Raw genomic sequence first — 14,455 nt, 5'->3', positions numbered from 1 at the left:
AACACTTTCTGGAAGCAATTAAAACGTTTTGGTCATTTTAGGAAGAGCGATCAGGCCGCATTGCTCTCTTTACTATTGTTTCTTTTTACAATGACCGCCGAATCTGGATCCATGCTCTGCCACACCACATCATAGCCAAGCTTTGACACAAGCTCTGCATGGCACGGTTCTGGAATCTCGTTCTGGGCAAGGACTGCGCACCCGTCTGTGAACTTGCTAATCCCTGCCAGAAGAGGCCTCAGGCTGTCTACCTTTGCCTTTGACACAAGATGCGTCCCTCCCACTTCCATGTACTTGTCGCCATTATCCCGCAGCGCAATTTTCACCGCGACTTCTGGTGGCAAAGAAATATGGCCGCTGCTTCTGTCCTTACTCTTGATAATAACAATCTCGTCAATCGAGATGACGTCATTTGCGCGGTCAAACTCTGCTTTCAAATCGAGATTGTTGATGCTCCGCTCCATGGTTTCTTTGTCGATGGATTTCAAATAATCCAGTATGGGTCTTACCGGCACTGAATCGTTTCCGTAAAGTATCAGCCGGTCTTTGGGAATAATGTGGAAGGAAAGCGATGACAACACTGCACTAGAGCACGCCAAATCCCTGTTCAGTGCAATAAACAGGTCTATCGCTTCTTCCGCTGCGTTATGATTGCCGATGATAATGTCTGCCAGTTTCTTTAGCTTTCTTTCCAGATATTCTGGTGTCCAGAACCCGACGATTTCGAGATAGATTCTTCTGCCATATTTCTCAAACATAAAGTCCGGGATAAAGGCCCTGCCGTCAGATACAATCAAGGGGTCAGGCTCTCTTACCAGCTTCCAGCCTGCTGTTGCGGCAGCTTCAAATCTGCGCGCAAATTTTTCTTCGACAGCGCTGTCAAAATAGTCTGGAGAAAGCCGTAGTTGCTCTTCTCTTTCTCTTTCTCTATTGCTGCCTTCATCGTTGCTGTTGTTGTGATAATAATAGAAAGGGTCTGTTAGCAGCGGCGGAGCGTTGGAATCTGACAGGTTAAACTCGTACAGTGTCCTTTTTCCTTCCATCGTCCTTCGCATGATCCATGCATTGATCTGCCATTCGTCGCCCCTTCCCTTGGAAAGAAAGACAATCGATGGAAGCAATTTGGCAAGGGCGGCTCCATACCTGTCAGTCAACCTGAAAAGGCTCAGGGGGCCCTCGACCGAGCAGACAATCCTCTTCTTTCTGCTCTGGTCATGGCTTTCTTGCTCTTGCTGCTGCAGATAATACATCAGGCCAAGCCTTTTCACCCTCCTCAAAATGCGCTTCCAGTTCAGGCCGCCGGAAACGGAAAATTCTAGTTTCGTGCAATTGAAAAGCAAGGTCTGGACCAGCGCAAGGTTGTACCATCCAACCAGCGATTTTGCGTCAATGACGTCGAATTTCTCAAGGACCAAGTTGTCATCTAGATCGCCCCACATGATGCTTGCAACGGCGTCTGCGGAAAGATGCAACCTTGACGCGACCAAATCGACAATCTCTTTTCTTTCCAGCTCGGTCAACGCAAACCCGCGCCTTGAAGATTCTTCAAACAATGCTTTTCTGACTGTGGTAGGATCGGCAAGAGCGACGTTTGTGTCGACACCAACGTTGCTGCTCTTGATGGGAGATGATGATATGGTCGCGCTTGCAAAAGTGCATCTCCTTCCAAGGAGCGCGCACATCCCACGTACGAGCTTGAAATCCATGTTGTATTCTGATTCTACTCTAGATATCCTGTCGTCAAGTTCGGCCTTTTTTTCCCTATTTTTCCATGCTTCTTCAAACTCTTGAATCAGTCTTTTGGCCAAATTCACTTCTACATCCTGGGTGCAAAACAGCGGAACGATGATCCCGCTTCTTGTCGTCCTGACCCTGAGCAAAGGCGCGGCTAGCATACGCTGTTGCCGTACGCCTCCTCGTTTGCGGTACTACTATCATAATTCTCTTGGACTCTCTTGAGGGCCCTCTTTCTCTTGGCGCTTGTGATCGTTTCTTCTCTGGTTTCAGAGGAGATTATCTCGATTAACTTGGCCTTTTTGCCATTATTGTCGTCTTTTGCTGTTGTCCCTCTCGTCTTTGGCCGGAGCAGCCTTCCAAGCCTCTGTATGAACTCCCTTGCGCTCCCTGTCCCGCTGACGATTATGCCAAGCTCTGCGTCCGGCACGTCGACTCCTTCATCAAGGACTTTGGACGTGACGATGGCCGTGTAGCGGCCGTCCTTGAATCCCTTCAAGACGTCTTGCCTTTCGTCCTTGCCAGTCTTGTGGGTGATGAACGGTATGAGGAACCTGTCGGATATCTCGTAGACCATGTTGTTATGCTGCGTAAAGATAATCGTCTTGGCACCCTTGTTCTCCGCAAGGATTTCCTTCAGCTCCTCCAGCTTGGCCTTGCTGTTTAGCGCGATGTTTGTGGCCCTATTCCTTGCCAGTAGGGCTTCTCGCGCCAGCGGGTTTCTCCCTGACATCATTATCAGCTTTTCAAGAGAAATCATATAACGAGCTACCGCAGAGTCTCCTACGACTCCTCCTAGCCTGTTCAGGCACTCGTGGTACTTGCGCATGTTTGCCTTGTACTCGACAAGCTCTTCCGGCAGCAGCTCCACCCTCCTCCTTTCAACCTCGTACTGGGCAAGGTGTTTCTGCCTTGCAAGAACATCGGGGCTGACTTGAAAGACTACTTCGCCCACAAGCCTTGGCAAATCCCTGTGGAGTTCATCTTCCCGTTCAATAGTTGCGGTGAGCCCCAGCCGGAAAGGAGTGGCCATCTGCTCGGCTATCGTCCGGTAGCCGGGCGCTGCAAGATGGTGCACCTCATCAAATACCACGAGCTTGAATTTGTTGCCAAGGAACGCTGCGCGCAGATACGCCGAATCGTACGTCGACACCGTGATTGGCTGAATGTCTTCCACTCCGCCTCCTAGGTTTCCTATCTTTTTCGTCGTATTCGAGTCGGCAGCAAAATATCTTGAAAGGACGGACGTCCACTGGTCCACCAGATCCAGCGTCGGGACGACCACCAGAGATGCGGCATTTGCCTTTTCTATCGCCTTGACGCCGACAAGGGTTTTGCCGGAACCAGTCGGCAGGACAACGCATCCTCTCAGGCCGGCATTCACCCAGTTATCAAATGCCTTTTGCTGATAATCCCTTAGGGACGGTAGTGGCGACGGTTGAGATGATAATGATGATGACGACGGTGATGAAAAGTCATCGTTGTTATTATAGTGATGGTCAAGCGGCAAGAAAGTCAAAGCGTCTGAAAAATAGACGCGGTCGTCGTATTCTATGCCGCTTTCTTTCAGATACTCTACAATATTTGGATAGTACATGGCCTGCGCTCGCAGCGCGTTTATCCTAGGGTCCAGCGTCGCAAACGGTATGTGTGCGAGGCCCTCGATTACTATGGTGCCCCTGTCATATCTCAGTACAGCTCTGAGCACAGAGAAAATTTTAGCAAAAAAGCATTAAAAGCCTACTGCATCCCAGCGTCTTTCCTTTTTTTATAATCATCATCATCTCGCCTGCTGCTCCCTGCCCTCTTCCAGGAGCGGAATTATCGGGTGCGCTATCTTGCCCTCGATGAATTCCGATACCCCTGTCTCTATCAGCTGCAACTTGGCTTTTGGGTTGCCTCTGAACCGCGCAAGCACGGACTCGTAAAAGGGAAACCCACTTGGGTCCGAGATAGCCTGGGAAGTGAGGCACTTTTCCACCATCTCTACCCTTTTCTCAAGCTCCAGTTCGTCCAGTGAAGCGGCGACTATCATGCCCGCGTCGGTGAGGCTGAAGGACGGTATCCCAGACTCTTGCAGAACCCTGGGCCCCATCTTTGTCTTTTTGCGGCCGGACTCTTGCACTAGCCCGTTTGGGACGAGGCACCCTTCAAGCTCTTTAAAGACATAGCCGTACGAATTGGAAAACGGCAGGCCAAGCTCGCGCGCCATGTCCCTTGCAACCGAGTTCCTGGTCTGGCCCGGGCTTTTAGCCAGCGACTTGATTATGCACCTCTCCTTTATCCCTCTAGAACAGATTCTATTGTCCTTGTACCGAGAATTGATGCGCGGTATTGCAACCGGCGCTTGCAAGGTAGGTCAATATCTTTTACCCTCGTCGCGCATTAATCCTTTATGCGCATATCTAAGGGGCCGGCAGAACAACAACTACTGCCATGACGCCAAAATCGCTGCTTATTTCTGGACAAGTGCAATAAATAGTAAAATCGCTCTTTGATCTTGAAAGTAATGCCAGAATTCCACATACAAAAACAAAGTGATCAGAATATATGCAAGATTGAGATATTTTCACAGTTTCCTGTAAAAATAATTATCATAAAGCCATTGCCGTGATCTTTTATCAATCGTTTATCACAAAAATTAAACATTTTTTTATATACCCAGACGTGAATTAGCGCAAATATGCCTGAACCCAAATGGCGTCTGTATGCAATCCTAGCAATAGTTGCATTCCTAGTGGTTTTAGGACTTTCACAGCAACAATACGCCTTTGCGTACGCACCAAACGACCCTGCAGTGCCATACCACTGCTGGCAGAAGAACGACGACGGCACCTTAAAGACGGTGACCGATAATGCTACTGGCGCGCCAAGCCTAGTGCCCTGCGAAATCAACACGGGCGACAACGCGTGGATGCTGACATCCTCTGCGCTCGTGCTCATGATGACACCCGCAGGATTGGCAATATTCTACGCAGGGCTTGCAAGGCAAAAGAACGCGGTGAACACGCTGCACATGGTGTTCATAACAACCGGCGTAATCGCGATACAGTACGTGCTGTTCGGATACAGCCTCGCATTTGGCCCTGACGCAGGCGGCTATGGCTTTATCGGCACGCTTGACTGGGCTGGATTGCAAAACGTTCTCCACGATGTCCCGTCAAACGCATACGGGGGAATAACCGGAACCACGATCCCGCACCAGACCTACATGATATTCCAAATGATGTTCGCCATCATCACTCCTGCGCTTATCGTGGCGGCAGTCGCAGAACGCATGAAGTTTAGCGCCTTTATCATATTCATCGTGATATGGGCTACATTTGTGTACGACTTTGCCGCTCACTGGACGTGGCAGCTTGCGCCTGACAACTATGGCAGGAACCCTGGATATACTGCTGGTTGGGGTGGGGCGTTTGGCTCGCTAGACTTTGCAGGCGGAACAGTCATCCACATCACATCTGGTTGGTCCGGGCTTGTCATAGCATTAATGCTTGGACGCAGGCTGGGCTACGGCAAGATTCCGATGGAGCCGCACAACATCTCCCTCGTAGTGCTCGGTGCAGCTTTGCTGTGGACTGGCTGGTTTGGCTTTAACGCCGGCTCGGCCGCAGCGGCAGCAACGAATGCAACAAGCGCGTTTGTCGCAACCCAGATTGCAACAGGCATGGCAGCAGTCACGTGGTCGCTCATATCGTGGGGCCACACAGGAAGGCCGTCTACAATCGGCGCAGCCTCTGGCGCAGTGGCAGGCTTGGTGGCAATCACGCCGGCATCCGGCTTTGTGTCGCCCATGTCTGCGATAATCGTAGGCATACTGGCGTCCATAGTCTGCTATGCGGCAGTCGCGTTCAAGAACAAGCGCAAGTGGGACGATGCGCTCGACACCTGGGGCGTACACGGTGTCGGCGGCCTTGCTGGCGCCCTTCTGACAGGAATCTTTGCAGAAAAGAGGTTCACACCGTGGGGACACGATGGTCTTGCGTTTGGCAACCCCGCGGCGCTGTACCAGAACGCAGTTGGAGCGTTTGCAGCCCTTGCGTGGGCGATGGGCATCACCGCTGTCATTATCAAGATAATGGACGCAGTATGGCCTGGGGGCATTCGCGTGACTCCAAAGGAAGAGGAAGTCGGACTCGACCTTGCGCAGCACGGCGAGAGGGCGTACGTGACAGAGTAAGTAGGAGGATGTTTCATCCTCTTTTGGTGGGCATATGCTAGCCACAGTCCCTCCTTCTCCTCCCTGCAACGTCTGGATCTTTCCGGGTACTGGGGGAATGCTGCGTAAGAGGGGAGCCTACCAACGGTTCATAATTGTCTGCATGGCCCAACAGGTGTCCAGCATAACAAAGAGGGTTCTGGCAAGGCAAATAGCCAAGAAATTCGGCATGTCGCTTCGCAACGCATACACCCACACGTACACCGAGCTCAACGCCAGCCTCATCCCAAGCGGCATAGTGGAGCAGGACGGGGCGGTCCCGGCGACAAGGGGTCCGCGCATATTCCAGCTCAATGGTGTGCCGTGCTTTCGGTTGTCAGGGCTTGGCATGCTGCTTGCCTGCGGCCTAGACGAAATCGACATCAAGGACAGGATGAAACTCTTCCGGCAGTACCTTGACTCTGACAAGTCGTGGCGGCGCGACTCCAGAAAGGGAGAATTGCTTTCGCACCTTGAGGCGTACCCCGAGTTCACGCTGGAGCTGCTAAAGCACGGCGCGGCGCAGTATCTGCAGGGGAAGGTGGACCACCCACTCTCGGTCCTGCCGATGCGAAAAAGCCCAACCTGACGTCGCTACAGCGGGCACGGCCTGCCATAGTCGACGGTCTTTGAGAACACGGCACTATCCTTCTGCTGTTGCGTCTCTAGGAGCGTGAGCATGACGGTGCAGCCGTTGCTTGCAGTGTCGCCAACATGTAGCGTGACTGGGATGCCGTCCGGCCGCGCAAGTGGGTATTCTACGTAGTTGAGCCCCTTAACATAGTCGGCGCCCACCTCCTGCACGAGGAGCGGCCCGTCGCGCTGCCCCTCCGACAATATGACAGTGCCCTGCTGCGGCCTTGCTTTTACCTGCTTTACGTCAAGCGTGTATTCGCTCCCGCCTGCCGCCAGGTAAAGCGTGTTGCCGCCGGGCAACAGCTCAAAGTGAACTAGGTCGCCATCGATTCCCCTTGCGTCGACTATGTGCCCATCTATGCACTCCCTCGCACCGGGGCTCTTGCACTGTGCCTCCGTGGGCGTAAAGCGCGCAATTGCCATCTGAGTAAATGCTGGTTCGCGGCTCAGGACCACAAGCGTGCCCTTGCCGCTCTGTAGGTTCCAGCCGGAAATCGCTGCTACTCCACCGCCAGCCGCCCTGACGTACACCCTGTCAGAGTTGTTTGCGCCCGTCGCTTTGGAAACCGTCAGGGTCGCCACATAGTCCTCCGGCTTTGTCTGGTTCGTGCTCACAGGGTACGGCTCTAAGCTTGACAGTCTGGCCAGATACCGGCCGCCACCAAATGCCGCGGAGGGTTTCTCGTTGCCGCCGATGGTCAGGGCAAACTGCCCTGCGTCGGTGCCGTTCACCTCGGCTGAAACCCTGATGCTTGCCTGCCCCTGCCATATACACACCACGTCTGACGGGCATCTTGAATCCTCGGTGACGTTGAGCAGGCTGATTGTAATCTTTTCAGAGTCGATTGCGGCCTGCTGGCCTATCTTTAGCTTGAACGGCTTGTCAAGCTCGGCAGGCACTGTGGTACCCTGCGCGTGAGCAGAAACGGAAAACACGGATAATGATAAAAGTATCATCAATAACGACGCCGCGGTGACTGCCGCAACTTTCGACAACACTGATACTTCAGTACTCTTCTTCCATATAGGCAGTGTGGAGAAAAACTCCACCTGAGAGAGATGATTGAAAGGAAAGGAAGGCAAGCGGGCAAGTTGATGCCATATCCTTCGTCGCTTTTTCTCGCACTGGAACAGCCGCTACGCATGCTACAAGGCGATGCAGGAAAAAGTAGACAAGGAGCTCATGTCTCTCCTATAGGGTAGAAAATGTGGCGGCTGGTAAAATACCTAGAAGAAAGCGACCCTGAATCGTTGTCAAAAACAGAGCTCGTACAAAAGCTGCACGAGATCTGGCCAGGCGGCGAAAGCCCTTCGAGAATCCACGAGGAGCTTGCGGCGGCCGTCGCGTCCGCGCTGTGGCTCGGTAGGCGTGCGCAGCAGATAAAAGACTCATCTGGCGACAAGAGCGCCGAGCAATTTTTCAGAGAAGCCATAATGGTGGCGTTTGAGACAGGCCGGCGCTCGGCAATAACCACCCCGTAAACTTTTATTAGTAGGTAGGTAATTCTTACTAGGTATGTCCGAAAAACCAGCAACAGACCCAAAGCAAGGTGCTACATGCGAGGTAATCGACATCTGGGAGGTCCTAGGCAAGCGCTGGTCGCTTCTTATCATAAAGAACCTCAGCACAAAAGAGACGATACGTTTTAACGAGCTAAAGAGGGCGCTTGCAGGCATAAGCAGCACCGTGCTGTCAGAGCGCCTGCTGGAGCTGGAACGGGAAGGTCTCGTGACGAAAAAAATCTATCCTGAGGTTCCGCCAAGGGTGGAATACAGCCTGACTGTGCAGGCAAAAGAGCTTGAAATGATAATAAAAGAGCTGGCGCGCTGGGTCGGTCGGTGGAAGCGGCCCCAAAGCATCACTGCGCCGGCAGTGGCGACAAAAAAAGAAGAGCCGGGCTCTCCTACAGCTTCTTGAATTTGCCCTCCTTTGCAGTTACCACGCCCGTCTCGATTACTGGGCGTTCGCCAAGCGCCTTTTCTATTGCCCTGTTGCTCAGTTGCGCCGCCTGCTCCACGGTCATGTCGGCGCTGTACTCTCTCTGTATGACTTCAAGCGCGCTGTCTGCCGACTGGCCTATTGCAAAGCCGGCCCCGCGGAAGTAGGTGCCGCTTGGATCCACCTGGTACATGTGCACCCCTGTCTGGTCTGCGCCTGCGATTATCACCGACGCCGCCTGTGGCCTCACCGCGTAGATGGTGTAGTTGTGCAGATATCCGCCGAGGTGCTTTGTCAGCGAGCCGATGTCTATCGGGCTTTCAAACGAGAGTCTGTGCTTTTGCGCCTCAAGCCTCAGCTCGTCTATGAGCTGCAAGATGTCGCCGATGTACCCTGAGCCCGTCGCTCCTACGTGGCTATCGATGGGGAACACCTTTTCTGTCGGTTCCATCAGCGGCCTTGCGGGCTTTATGTGGCTTGCAAGGAGCGCAAAGTTTGGCGTCTTTATGCCTATCGTAGTCGAGCCTCTGTTTACTGCCTCCAGCGCGCTGTCCACCAGCACGAGCCTGCCCTCGGGCCCATAGAACGATGGGTAGCGGTTGCTGAATCCTCCTGCTCCACCAGCTTCTGCCATTATGAAGACGCCCCCTTGCTACTGACTGTAGCTGTCAACACGTTCGGTATCACCATAGTGTCGATGCCGTTTCCAGAACCCGGGTCACGCTCCATCGCCGCGGCGACTGCCTTTGACGCCATCTCTTTTGCCTCCTCATTTGTGATGTCCTTCCGGTACAAGCTCTCAAGAACACCGTACGCTATGGGCGAGCCCGAGCCGGATGAGGCAAAGTCCTCGCCGATTACTGCGCCGCTCATGTCTGCCGTGTACACATGCCCTCCTTCTCCGTCGACCCCTGCCACTAGCAACTCCACGAAATACGGCTGGTAGTTTCTCAGTCCCGAGTACGTCAGGTTGGCTATCAGCCGCGCGGATTCCTTGACAGTGAGCGGGAAGCCTCTGCGGAGCTCCATCAGTTTGCGCTCGGCCTTGGCCACCTTTATCAGGTACTCTGCATCTGACAGCTGGCCCGCTATCGCAACTGCCAGCGTGTCGTCTATCTTGGCTATTTTCTGCGTTATCTTGGACCCGATGAAAAAGCCCTTGCTCGCCCTCTTGTCGGAGCCGAGCACGACCCCTTCCCTGGTCTTGATGCCGACTATCGTTGTCATTTGGTTATAGTATGGAATGCAGGCGATTAATTGACCGCGGATGCGATAAAGTGGTCACATCTGCTATTCCTGAACAGGCAGCTCTACTACTCTGTCACGATATAATGCGAAAAAGCTAGTTGTTCTGCGCCGGCCCGCGGCGCAGCACGTACGCGTTCGCCGGGGCAAGCCGGTCCTGAAGGATTTTCGTTATCTGCTCATATATCGCATACGAGCCAACCATTGCCTGCAATTTTTCCTTCTCCGACGCTGCGTTCGTCTCGATGACGACATAGTCGGAAACCATTCTGAGGTTTATCTGGAACGAGCCGTCGTCGCTTGCCCACTGCAAGGTAAAGCCAGTGCCGCTTTCAATGAGCCCGACCCAGCGGAGGTTGCGGAACCACTTGCCGATGAGCGCGCGCACGATCTCTAACGGCCTGATGTTCACCGGGACATACGTCTGGAGCAACTGCATGTACTCCCTGCCCTTTGGCACAGCGATTATGCTTCTCCCTGTCTTTGCCGCTGCGGCAGCAGTCTCTCCGACCTTGCTCAGCCTGTAGCCTGTCTGCGACTTTTCCACCAGGCCCATCTCTTCCAGCCTGTGGAGCGCCCTTGAGAGGCTCTGCTGGTGTATGTGGAGCTTGCGCATGATGCCCTTGAAAGAGTAGTTGGAGCCCTCTTCCTCGTTGAGAAGCGAAAGTACCTTTGTGTCGTTTCCGTGGAGGTCGTCTGCCGAGAATGCATTCTCGTCCTGCACCAGCACCTGCTTGCCGCTGGCAACCTCCTTCTGGCTGCTGTCAGCTTGTTGCTCTAGCTTTTGTGCCACGACTTCGGCGTCCTTTTCCACTTAGGGTCTATAGACAAATTGAAGATATAAATGATAAAGTAGCAATATCGTTAGTTGGTAAGTCGTGGAAAACTGCTTCTTTATAAAGCACCGGAGCAGGTCGGGCGGTACGCGAGTACAGCAGATAAAAAATCCTAGTTTATTTGTCGTCCCTCATCCTTTTCATGCTCTTGGTTGTAATGGTACATGTACGCCGAGTCGCTGCTGAACGTCGCGTTGCATTTGCTGCAGACGACTGGTATGCCAGACCTGTCCCTATCCTTTGGTATGTTGCCGTTATAGTCTTGCATAGTGCGCGTTTTTCACAACAAAAAATTAAAAGAATTACGTTGCCTGCCTGCTTCCATTTTACATTACTTCGATTGAATCCTCGCCAAAGCCCATCGAGACTAGCATGTTCTTGACGGTGTCTCTGTGGTCGCCCTGCAGTATTATCTGGCCGTCCTTGAATGTGCCTCCAGTCCCTATCTTTGTCTTTAGCTTCCTCGTGATCTCTGGCGCGTCCTTGCGGTCGTGCAGCCCCGAGATTACCGTGCTAGGTTTGTTCCACTTGCGGATGTCTTTAGATATTATTATCCGCGCCCGCTCCTTGTCAAGCTCTTTTACGAGCTCGTCCATCGAAAAATCGTCAGACACTGAGGATAACTAGGACTCCTATACTCAAAAACCTTTTTGAAAAAAAAGTGGGTCAGGAGGGGCGCTCGTCCACCTCCACGCCCACATGGAATTGCCGCCCATAGCGGTTCACAGTCACCGCGATGTTGTTGCCCGGCTTTTTGCCCTTGACGTGCGACGCCACCTGCGACGGGTCGTCAACCGCGCTCCCGTCTATCTCCTCAATGATGTCGCCTCTCCTCAGCCCCGCGTCGTCCGCCGGGCTGTAGGGCTCTACTCCTGCGACCAGTGCGCCGGCAGAGCTTGGCGGAAGGCCAAAGTGACGTGCAAGCTGCGGAGTCACCTTCACCGACGCAACGCCTATCCACGGCCTGCTCACCTTTCCTTTCTCCACAAGCTCCTTCAGTATCGCCTTGGCGGTATTGATGGGAACTGCAAAGCCAATCCCTTGCGCGTACGGCATGTTGGCAGTGTTTATTGCTATTACTTCGCCCTTGGTGTTGACAAGTGGTCCGCCCGAGTTGCCCGGGTTGATGGCTGCATCGGTCTGTATCAGCTCAAGCACACCGGTCCTTGCCTGTATGCTCCTTTTCAGCGAGCTTACGATTCCGGCAGTCACCGCTGGCCCGCCAGTCAGCCCAAACGGGTTGCCTATAGCTATCACAATCTGGCCGGCCTTTAGCGCGGCCGAGTCGCCAAGCGAGGCTGCAGGCAGCGGGTCTTCCGACTCTACCTTAATCACCGCAAGGTCTGTCGCCTCGTCCGACCCGACTACTTTGCCGCGTAGCACCTTGCCGTCTGCAAACGTCACCTTCAGCCGCTCTGCGTCGTCAATCACGTGGTTGTTGGTCAGGATGTAGCCCTTCTCGTCTATCACGACGCCCGAGCCGACACCTTCCACAGGAAAGACGCGGAACAGCTGGTCGTGCATCATGCGTACGCTTGCAATGTTCACGACGCTCCCGCTCACCTTGTCCACCGCGCTTACTAGTGTGTTTTCGTCAACTGGTAACACGTTGTTTTGCCACCTTCTTCATGCGTTCCTATAGCACAAAAGAGGCTAAATCGACCGGCTGTACGGAAACCCGGTCACGCCTGGCGGTAGCGCGCTGCAAACGTTTCGCTGTCGCTTCCCGCAAGGTCCTGCAGGAACTGGCCCCTGATGAGCCGGCCGTATGTGACTAGGTCGCGGCCCATCATGTTCAGCCTCTGCTCTATCCTTGCATTTGACAGCTGGCCTGACGTAAAGTCCTGCTCGCCGTTTACAGACACGCCGTAGGGCAGGCTCCAGCCGTAGCACTGACGCACCGCCGTGCGCATCTGGTCCATCACCGTCAGCCCTTTTTCGTGCGACGCTACGACATAGCCAAACGCCTTTCCCGCAAACTCTTCGTAGAAATAGTCGAGAAAGTTCTTTAATGCGCCAGAGATCGAGCCGTGGTAGTCAGGCGACGCAAGTATGAACGCGTCAGCCCATTCCACGTCTGCAGTCACTCTTGCAAGCGCCGGCGACGAGCTCGCACCTGAAGAAGCATATATCGGAAGGTCCGCCTTGGCAAGCTCTAGCAGGCGCACCTGCGCGCCATGCCTCTTGGCGCTTTCAAGCGCCACGTTGAGCGCGCGCTTGCCGTACGAGCCGTCGCGCATGCTGCCGGCCACTCCAAGCACCTTGAGCTCATCACTATTTGTTGACATCGTATCTCCCCGGAAGGTCTATGAGCAAAAGCTCTACCCGTTTATCAGCCTTTATCGTTACCCTGCTCTCGTCTTCAATCCTTGCGGCGTCCTGCTTTTGCATCTTCTGGCCATTGACTGTGGCACCGCCGTCTATAACAAAGACGTACGCCTTTCTCCCCGGCGCAAGGGCATACTCCACTTGCTTGCCGGCGCCAAGCGACGACACGTGCATCGAGGCATCCTGGTGTATGTGGACTGCCTTGCCGGCGTCGTTGTTGTCTGCACCTTGCGCGACTACAACCGGAATCAGCCGGTCTCTGCGCTCGTCTGCATCAAACTTTTGCTGCTCCCACGAAGGAGTAAGCCCTCGCCTGTCTGCCTGCACCCACATCTGCAAAAGCCTGAGGGGCTTTTCCTTGGAGTGATTGTATTCCGAGTGCACAATGCCGGTGCCGGCAGTCATCCTCTGTATCTCGCCTGCAGAGATGACGCCGTGGTTGCCTCTGTCGTCGCGGTGCTCAAGCTCACCCTCGATGACATAGGTGACTATCTCCATGTCGCGGTGCGGGTGGAACCCGAATCCCTTGCTCGGCTTTATCACGTCGTCATTGAACACGCGCAGCGGCCCAAAGCCCATGTTCTGCGGGTCGCGGTAAAAGTCAAACGAAAAGTGCCAGTACGTTGACAGCCAGTCATCTTCTTGGTGATGAAAGTGCTCGCCTGCTCTGACTATTCTTATCACGCAATATTCATTCCAAGCGCGTTATTTAAGCATGGTAGCAATTTCTGACTAAGTGGGTTTGTAAGACCTTTCCAAGTAGGCCGTGGCTTACCACCGTAACCTCAATCCTGCTCGGCGTTTGCAAGCGGGATGACAACCTTCTTTTCCTCGGCCGGCTTGGCATCCTGCGTCGGCACTGTCACTATATCCGCCTCAACCTTGGGAACCTCTGTTGCAGCGGTGCCGGCAGTGCTACTACTACTGCCACCGTTGCTAATTTGCTTGCTCTTTATCAAAAAGTCCTTGAGGATCTTGCTGCGCTCGTCGCCCATCTCGCTCGTCTGGACCTCGAACACGCCGTGGATGATGAGCCTGTCGTCCTTCTGGTACAGCCCGACCTCGATAAGGCCGTGGCCGTTGCTAACGATTGCGTCCTTCATGCTGTCTATCAAAAGCTGCGTGTCAGGGTACGGGCGGGGGACGTACGCGACTGCCTCGTCTATGATGGTATCACCGTAGACCATGACCGGGTTGTTTATGAGCATGTAGTTGGGAACTTTTATCAGCCTGCCGGTCCTGACAGAGGGCAGGCGCTCGCCGTCGCCCACTTCCATCACGGTCGTCCTCAAGAGGCCGATGTCCATCACGTCGCCCTTGGTGGTGCCAAGGCCGGCTCCCGTGACCTTTATCCTGGTGCCGGGCTTGATGTCCTTGGTCTTTTTTATGACCACGGTCGCAAGCAGGTCTGCGATATAGTCCTTGAACACGAACGATATGCCCATCGAGCTAAAGAGTATGCTAAAGATCGGCCAGTAGTCTAGGATCTCTCCGGACATGTGCTCTGGCAATCCTTTGGCAGAATCAGGTTAAGCCATC

General features: G+C 53.8%; 17 protein-coding genes. 4 read left to right on the top strand and 13 right to left on the bottom strand.

Annotated elements, in window-relative coordinates:
• Positions 1–50: 50 nt before the first annotated feature.
• From ACYOR7_RS12505 to ACYOR7_RS12495, 3 genes are all read right to left on the bottom strand, one after another.
• On the bottom strand, positions 51–1,895 hold the full coding sequence (locus ACYOR7_RS12505; protein WP_479914117.1) for a DUF790 family protein: 1,845 nt from the start codon (positions 1,893–1,895) through the stop codon (positions 51–53).
• Positions 1,889–3,442: a DEAD/DEAH box helicase family protein gene (locus tag ACYOR7_RS12500; protein ID WP_479914116.1), complete on the bottom strand. Its 1,554-nt coding sequence runs from the start codon at positions 3,440–3,442 to the stop codon at positions 1,889–1,891. Before ACYOR7_RS12500 ends, ACYOR7_RS12505 begins: the two co-directional genes overlap by 7 nt.
• 72 nt (positions 3,443–3,514) lie before the next feature.
• Positions 3,515–4,087 (bottom strand): hypothetical protein, encoded by a 573-nt coding sequence (locus tag ACYOR7_RS12495; RefSeq protein ID WP_479914115.1) that lies wholly within the window; start codon positions 4,085–4,087, stop codon positions 3,515–3,517.
• 330 nt (positions 4,088–4,417) lie between these two features.
• Between ACYOR7_RS12495 and ACYOR7_RS12490 the strand changes: the two genes are divergently transcribed.
• Both ACYOR7_RS12490 and ACYOR7_RS12485 read left to right on the top strand, forming a co-directional pair.
• Positions 4,418–5,914 (top strand): ammonium transporter, encoded by a 1,497-nt coding sequence (locus ACYOR7_RS12490; protein ID WP_479914114.1) that lies wholly within the window; start codon positions 4,418–4,420, stop codon positions 5,912–5,914.
• A 154-nt stretch (positions 5,915–6,068) separates the two neighbouring features.
• The gene (locus tag ACYOR7_RS12485) at positions 6,069–6,521 is read left to right on the top strand and encodes a hypothetical protein (RefSeq protein WP_479914113.1); all 453 of its coding nucleotides are present in this window, start codon (positions 6,069–6,071) and stop codon (positions 6,519–6,521) included.
• 5 nt (positions 6,522–6,526) lie between these two features.
• Here the strand turns inward: ACYOR7_RS12485 and ACYOR7_RS12480 are convergent, their stop codons facing one another.
• Complete coding sequence (locus ACYOR7_RS12480) at positions 6,527–7,567, bottom strand: hypothetical protein (RefSeq protein ID WP_479914112.1); 1,041 nt, start codon at positions 7,565–7,567, stop codon at positions 6,527–6,529.
• Positions 7,568–7,819: 252 nt separating this feature from the next.
• Here ACYOR7_RS12480 and ACYOR7_RS12475 point away from each other — a divergent pair, with 252 nt between their 5' ends.
• Entirely contained in the window at positions 7,820–8,050 is a 231-nt protein-coding gene (locus ACYOR7_RS12475; RefSeq protein WP_479914111.1) for a hypothetical protein, read from the top strand.
• Between the two features lie 34 nt (positions 8,051–8,084).
• Entirely contained in the window at positions 8,085–8,486 is a 402-nt protein-coding gene (locus ACYOR7_RS12470; RefSeq protein WP_294805631.1) for a winged helix-turn-helix transcriptional regulator, read from the top strand.
• On the opposite strand, the gene ACYOR7_RS12465 is transcribed toward ACYOR7_RS12470, so the two are convergent.
• The 9 genes from ACYOR7_RS12465 to ACYOR7_RS12425 all read right to left on the bottom strand — a co-directional run bounded on the left by ACYOR7_RS12465 (position 8,473) and on the right by ACYOR7_RS12425 (position 14,415).
• Positions 8,473–9,141, bottom strand: coding sequence for an Ntn hydrolase family protein (locus tag ACYOR7_RS12465; RefSeq protein ID WP_479914110.1), 669 nt, complete (start codon positions 9,139–9,141; stop codon positions 8,473–8,475). The genes ACYOR7_RS12470 and ACYOR7_RS12465 overlap by 14 nt on opposite strands.
• A complete protein-coding gene (locus ACYOR7_RS12460) occupies positions 9,141–9,734 on the bottom strand; it encodes an Ntn hydrolase family protein (RefSeq protein WP_479914109.1) in 594 nt (197 codons plus the stop codon). The genes ACYOR7_RS12465 and ACYOR7_RS12460 overlap by 1 nt, the downstream gene beginning before the upstream one ends.
• Before the next feature lie 115 nt (positions 9,735–9,849).
• On the bottom strand, positions 9,850–10,566 hold the full coding sequence (locus ACYOR7_RS12455) for a helix-turn-helix transcriptional regulator (RefSeq protein WP_479914108.1): 717 nt from the start codon (positions 10,564–10,566) through the stop codon (positions 9,850–9,852).
• A 134-nt stretch (positions 10,567–10,700) separates the two neighbouring features.
• On the bottom strand, positions 10,701–10,856 hold the full coding sequence (locus ACYOR7_RS12450) for a hypothetical protein (RefSeq protein WP_479914107.1): 156 nt from the start codon (positions 10,854–10,856) through the stop codon (positions 10,701–10,703).
• A gap of 58 nt (positions 10,857–10,914) precedes the next feature.
• Positions 10,915–11,202: an SUI1 family translation initiation factor gene (locus ACYOR7_RS12445; RefSeq protein WP_294805636.1), complete on the bottom strand. Its 288-nt coding sequence runs from the start codon at positions 11,200–11,202 to the stop codon at positions 10,915–10,917.
• A gap of 52 nt (positions 11,203–11,254) precedes the next feature.
• Positions 11,255–12,196 carry a S1C family serine protease gene (locus ACYOR7_RS12440; RefSeq protein WP_294805637.1) on the bottom strand — a complete coding sequence of 314 codons (942 nt, stop codon included), beginning with the start codon at positions 12,194–12,196 and terminating at the stop codon, positions 11,255–11,257.
• Positions 12,197–12,270: 74 nt separating this feature from the next.
• Positions 12,271–12,876, bottom strand: coding sequence for an NADPH-dependent FMN reductase (locus ACYOR7_RS12435; protein ID WP_479914106.1), 606 nt, complete (start codon positions 12,874–12,876; stop codon positions 12,271–12,273).
• Complete coding sequence (locus ACYOR7_RS12430) at positions 12,863–13,600, bottom strand: pirin family protein (protein ID WP_479914105.1); 738 nt, start codon at positions 13,598–13,600, stop codon at positions 12,863–12,865. The genes ACYOR7_RS12435 and ACYOR7_RS12430 overlap by 14 nt, the downstream gene beginning before the upstream one ends.
• Before the next feature lie 101 nt (positions 13,601–13,701).
• Positions 13,702–14,415 carry a hypothetical protein gene (locus ACYOR7_RS12425; protein ID WP_479914104.1) on the bottom strand — a complete coding sequence of 238 codons (714 nt, stop codon included), beginning with the start codon at positions 14,413–14,415 and terminating at the stop codon, positions 13,702–13,704.
• Positions 14,416–14,455 lie beyond the last annotated feature (40 nt).

It is taken from the genome of Candidatus Nitrososphaera sp. 86-2 (assembly GCF_056726185.1).
This window is presented reverse-complemented; position numbering and strand designations above follow the sequence as displayed.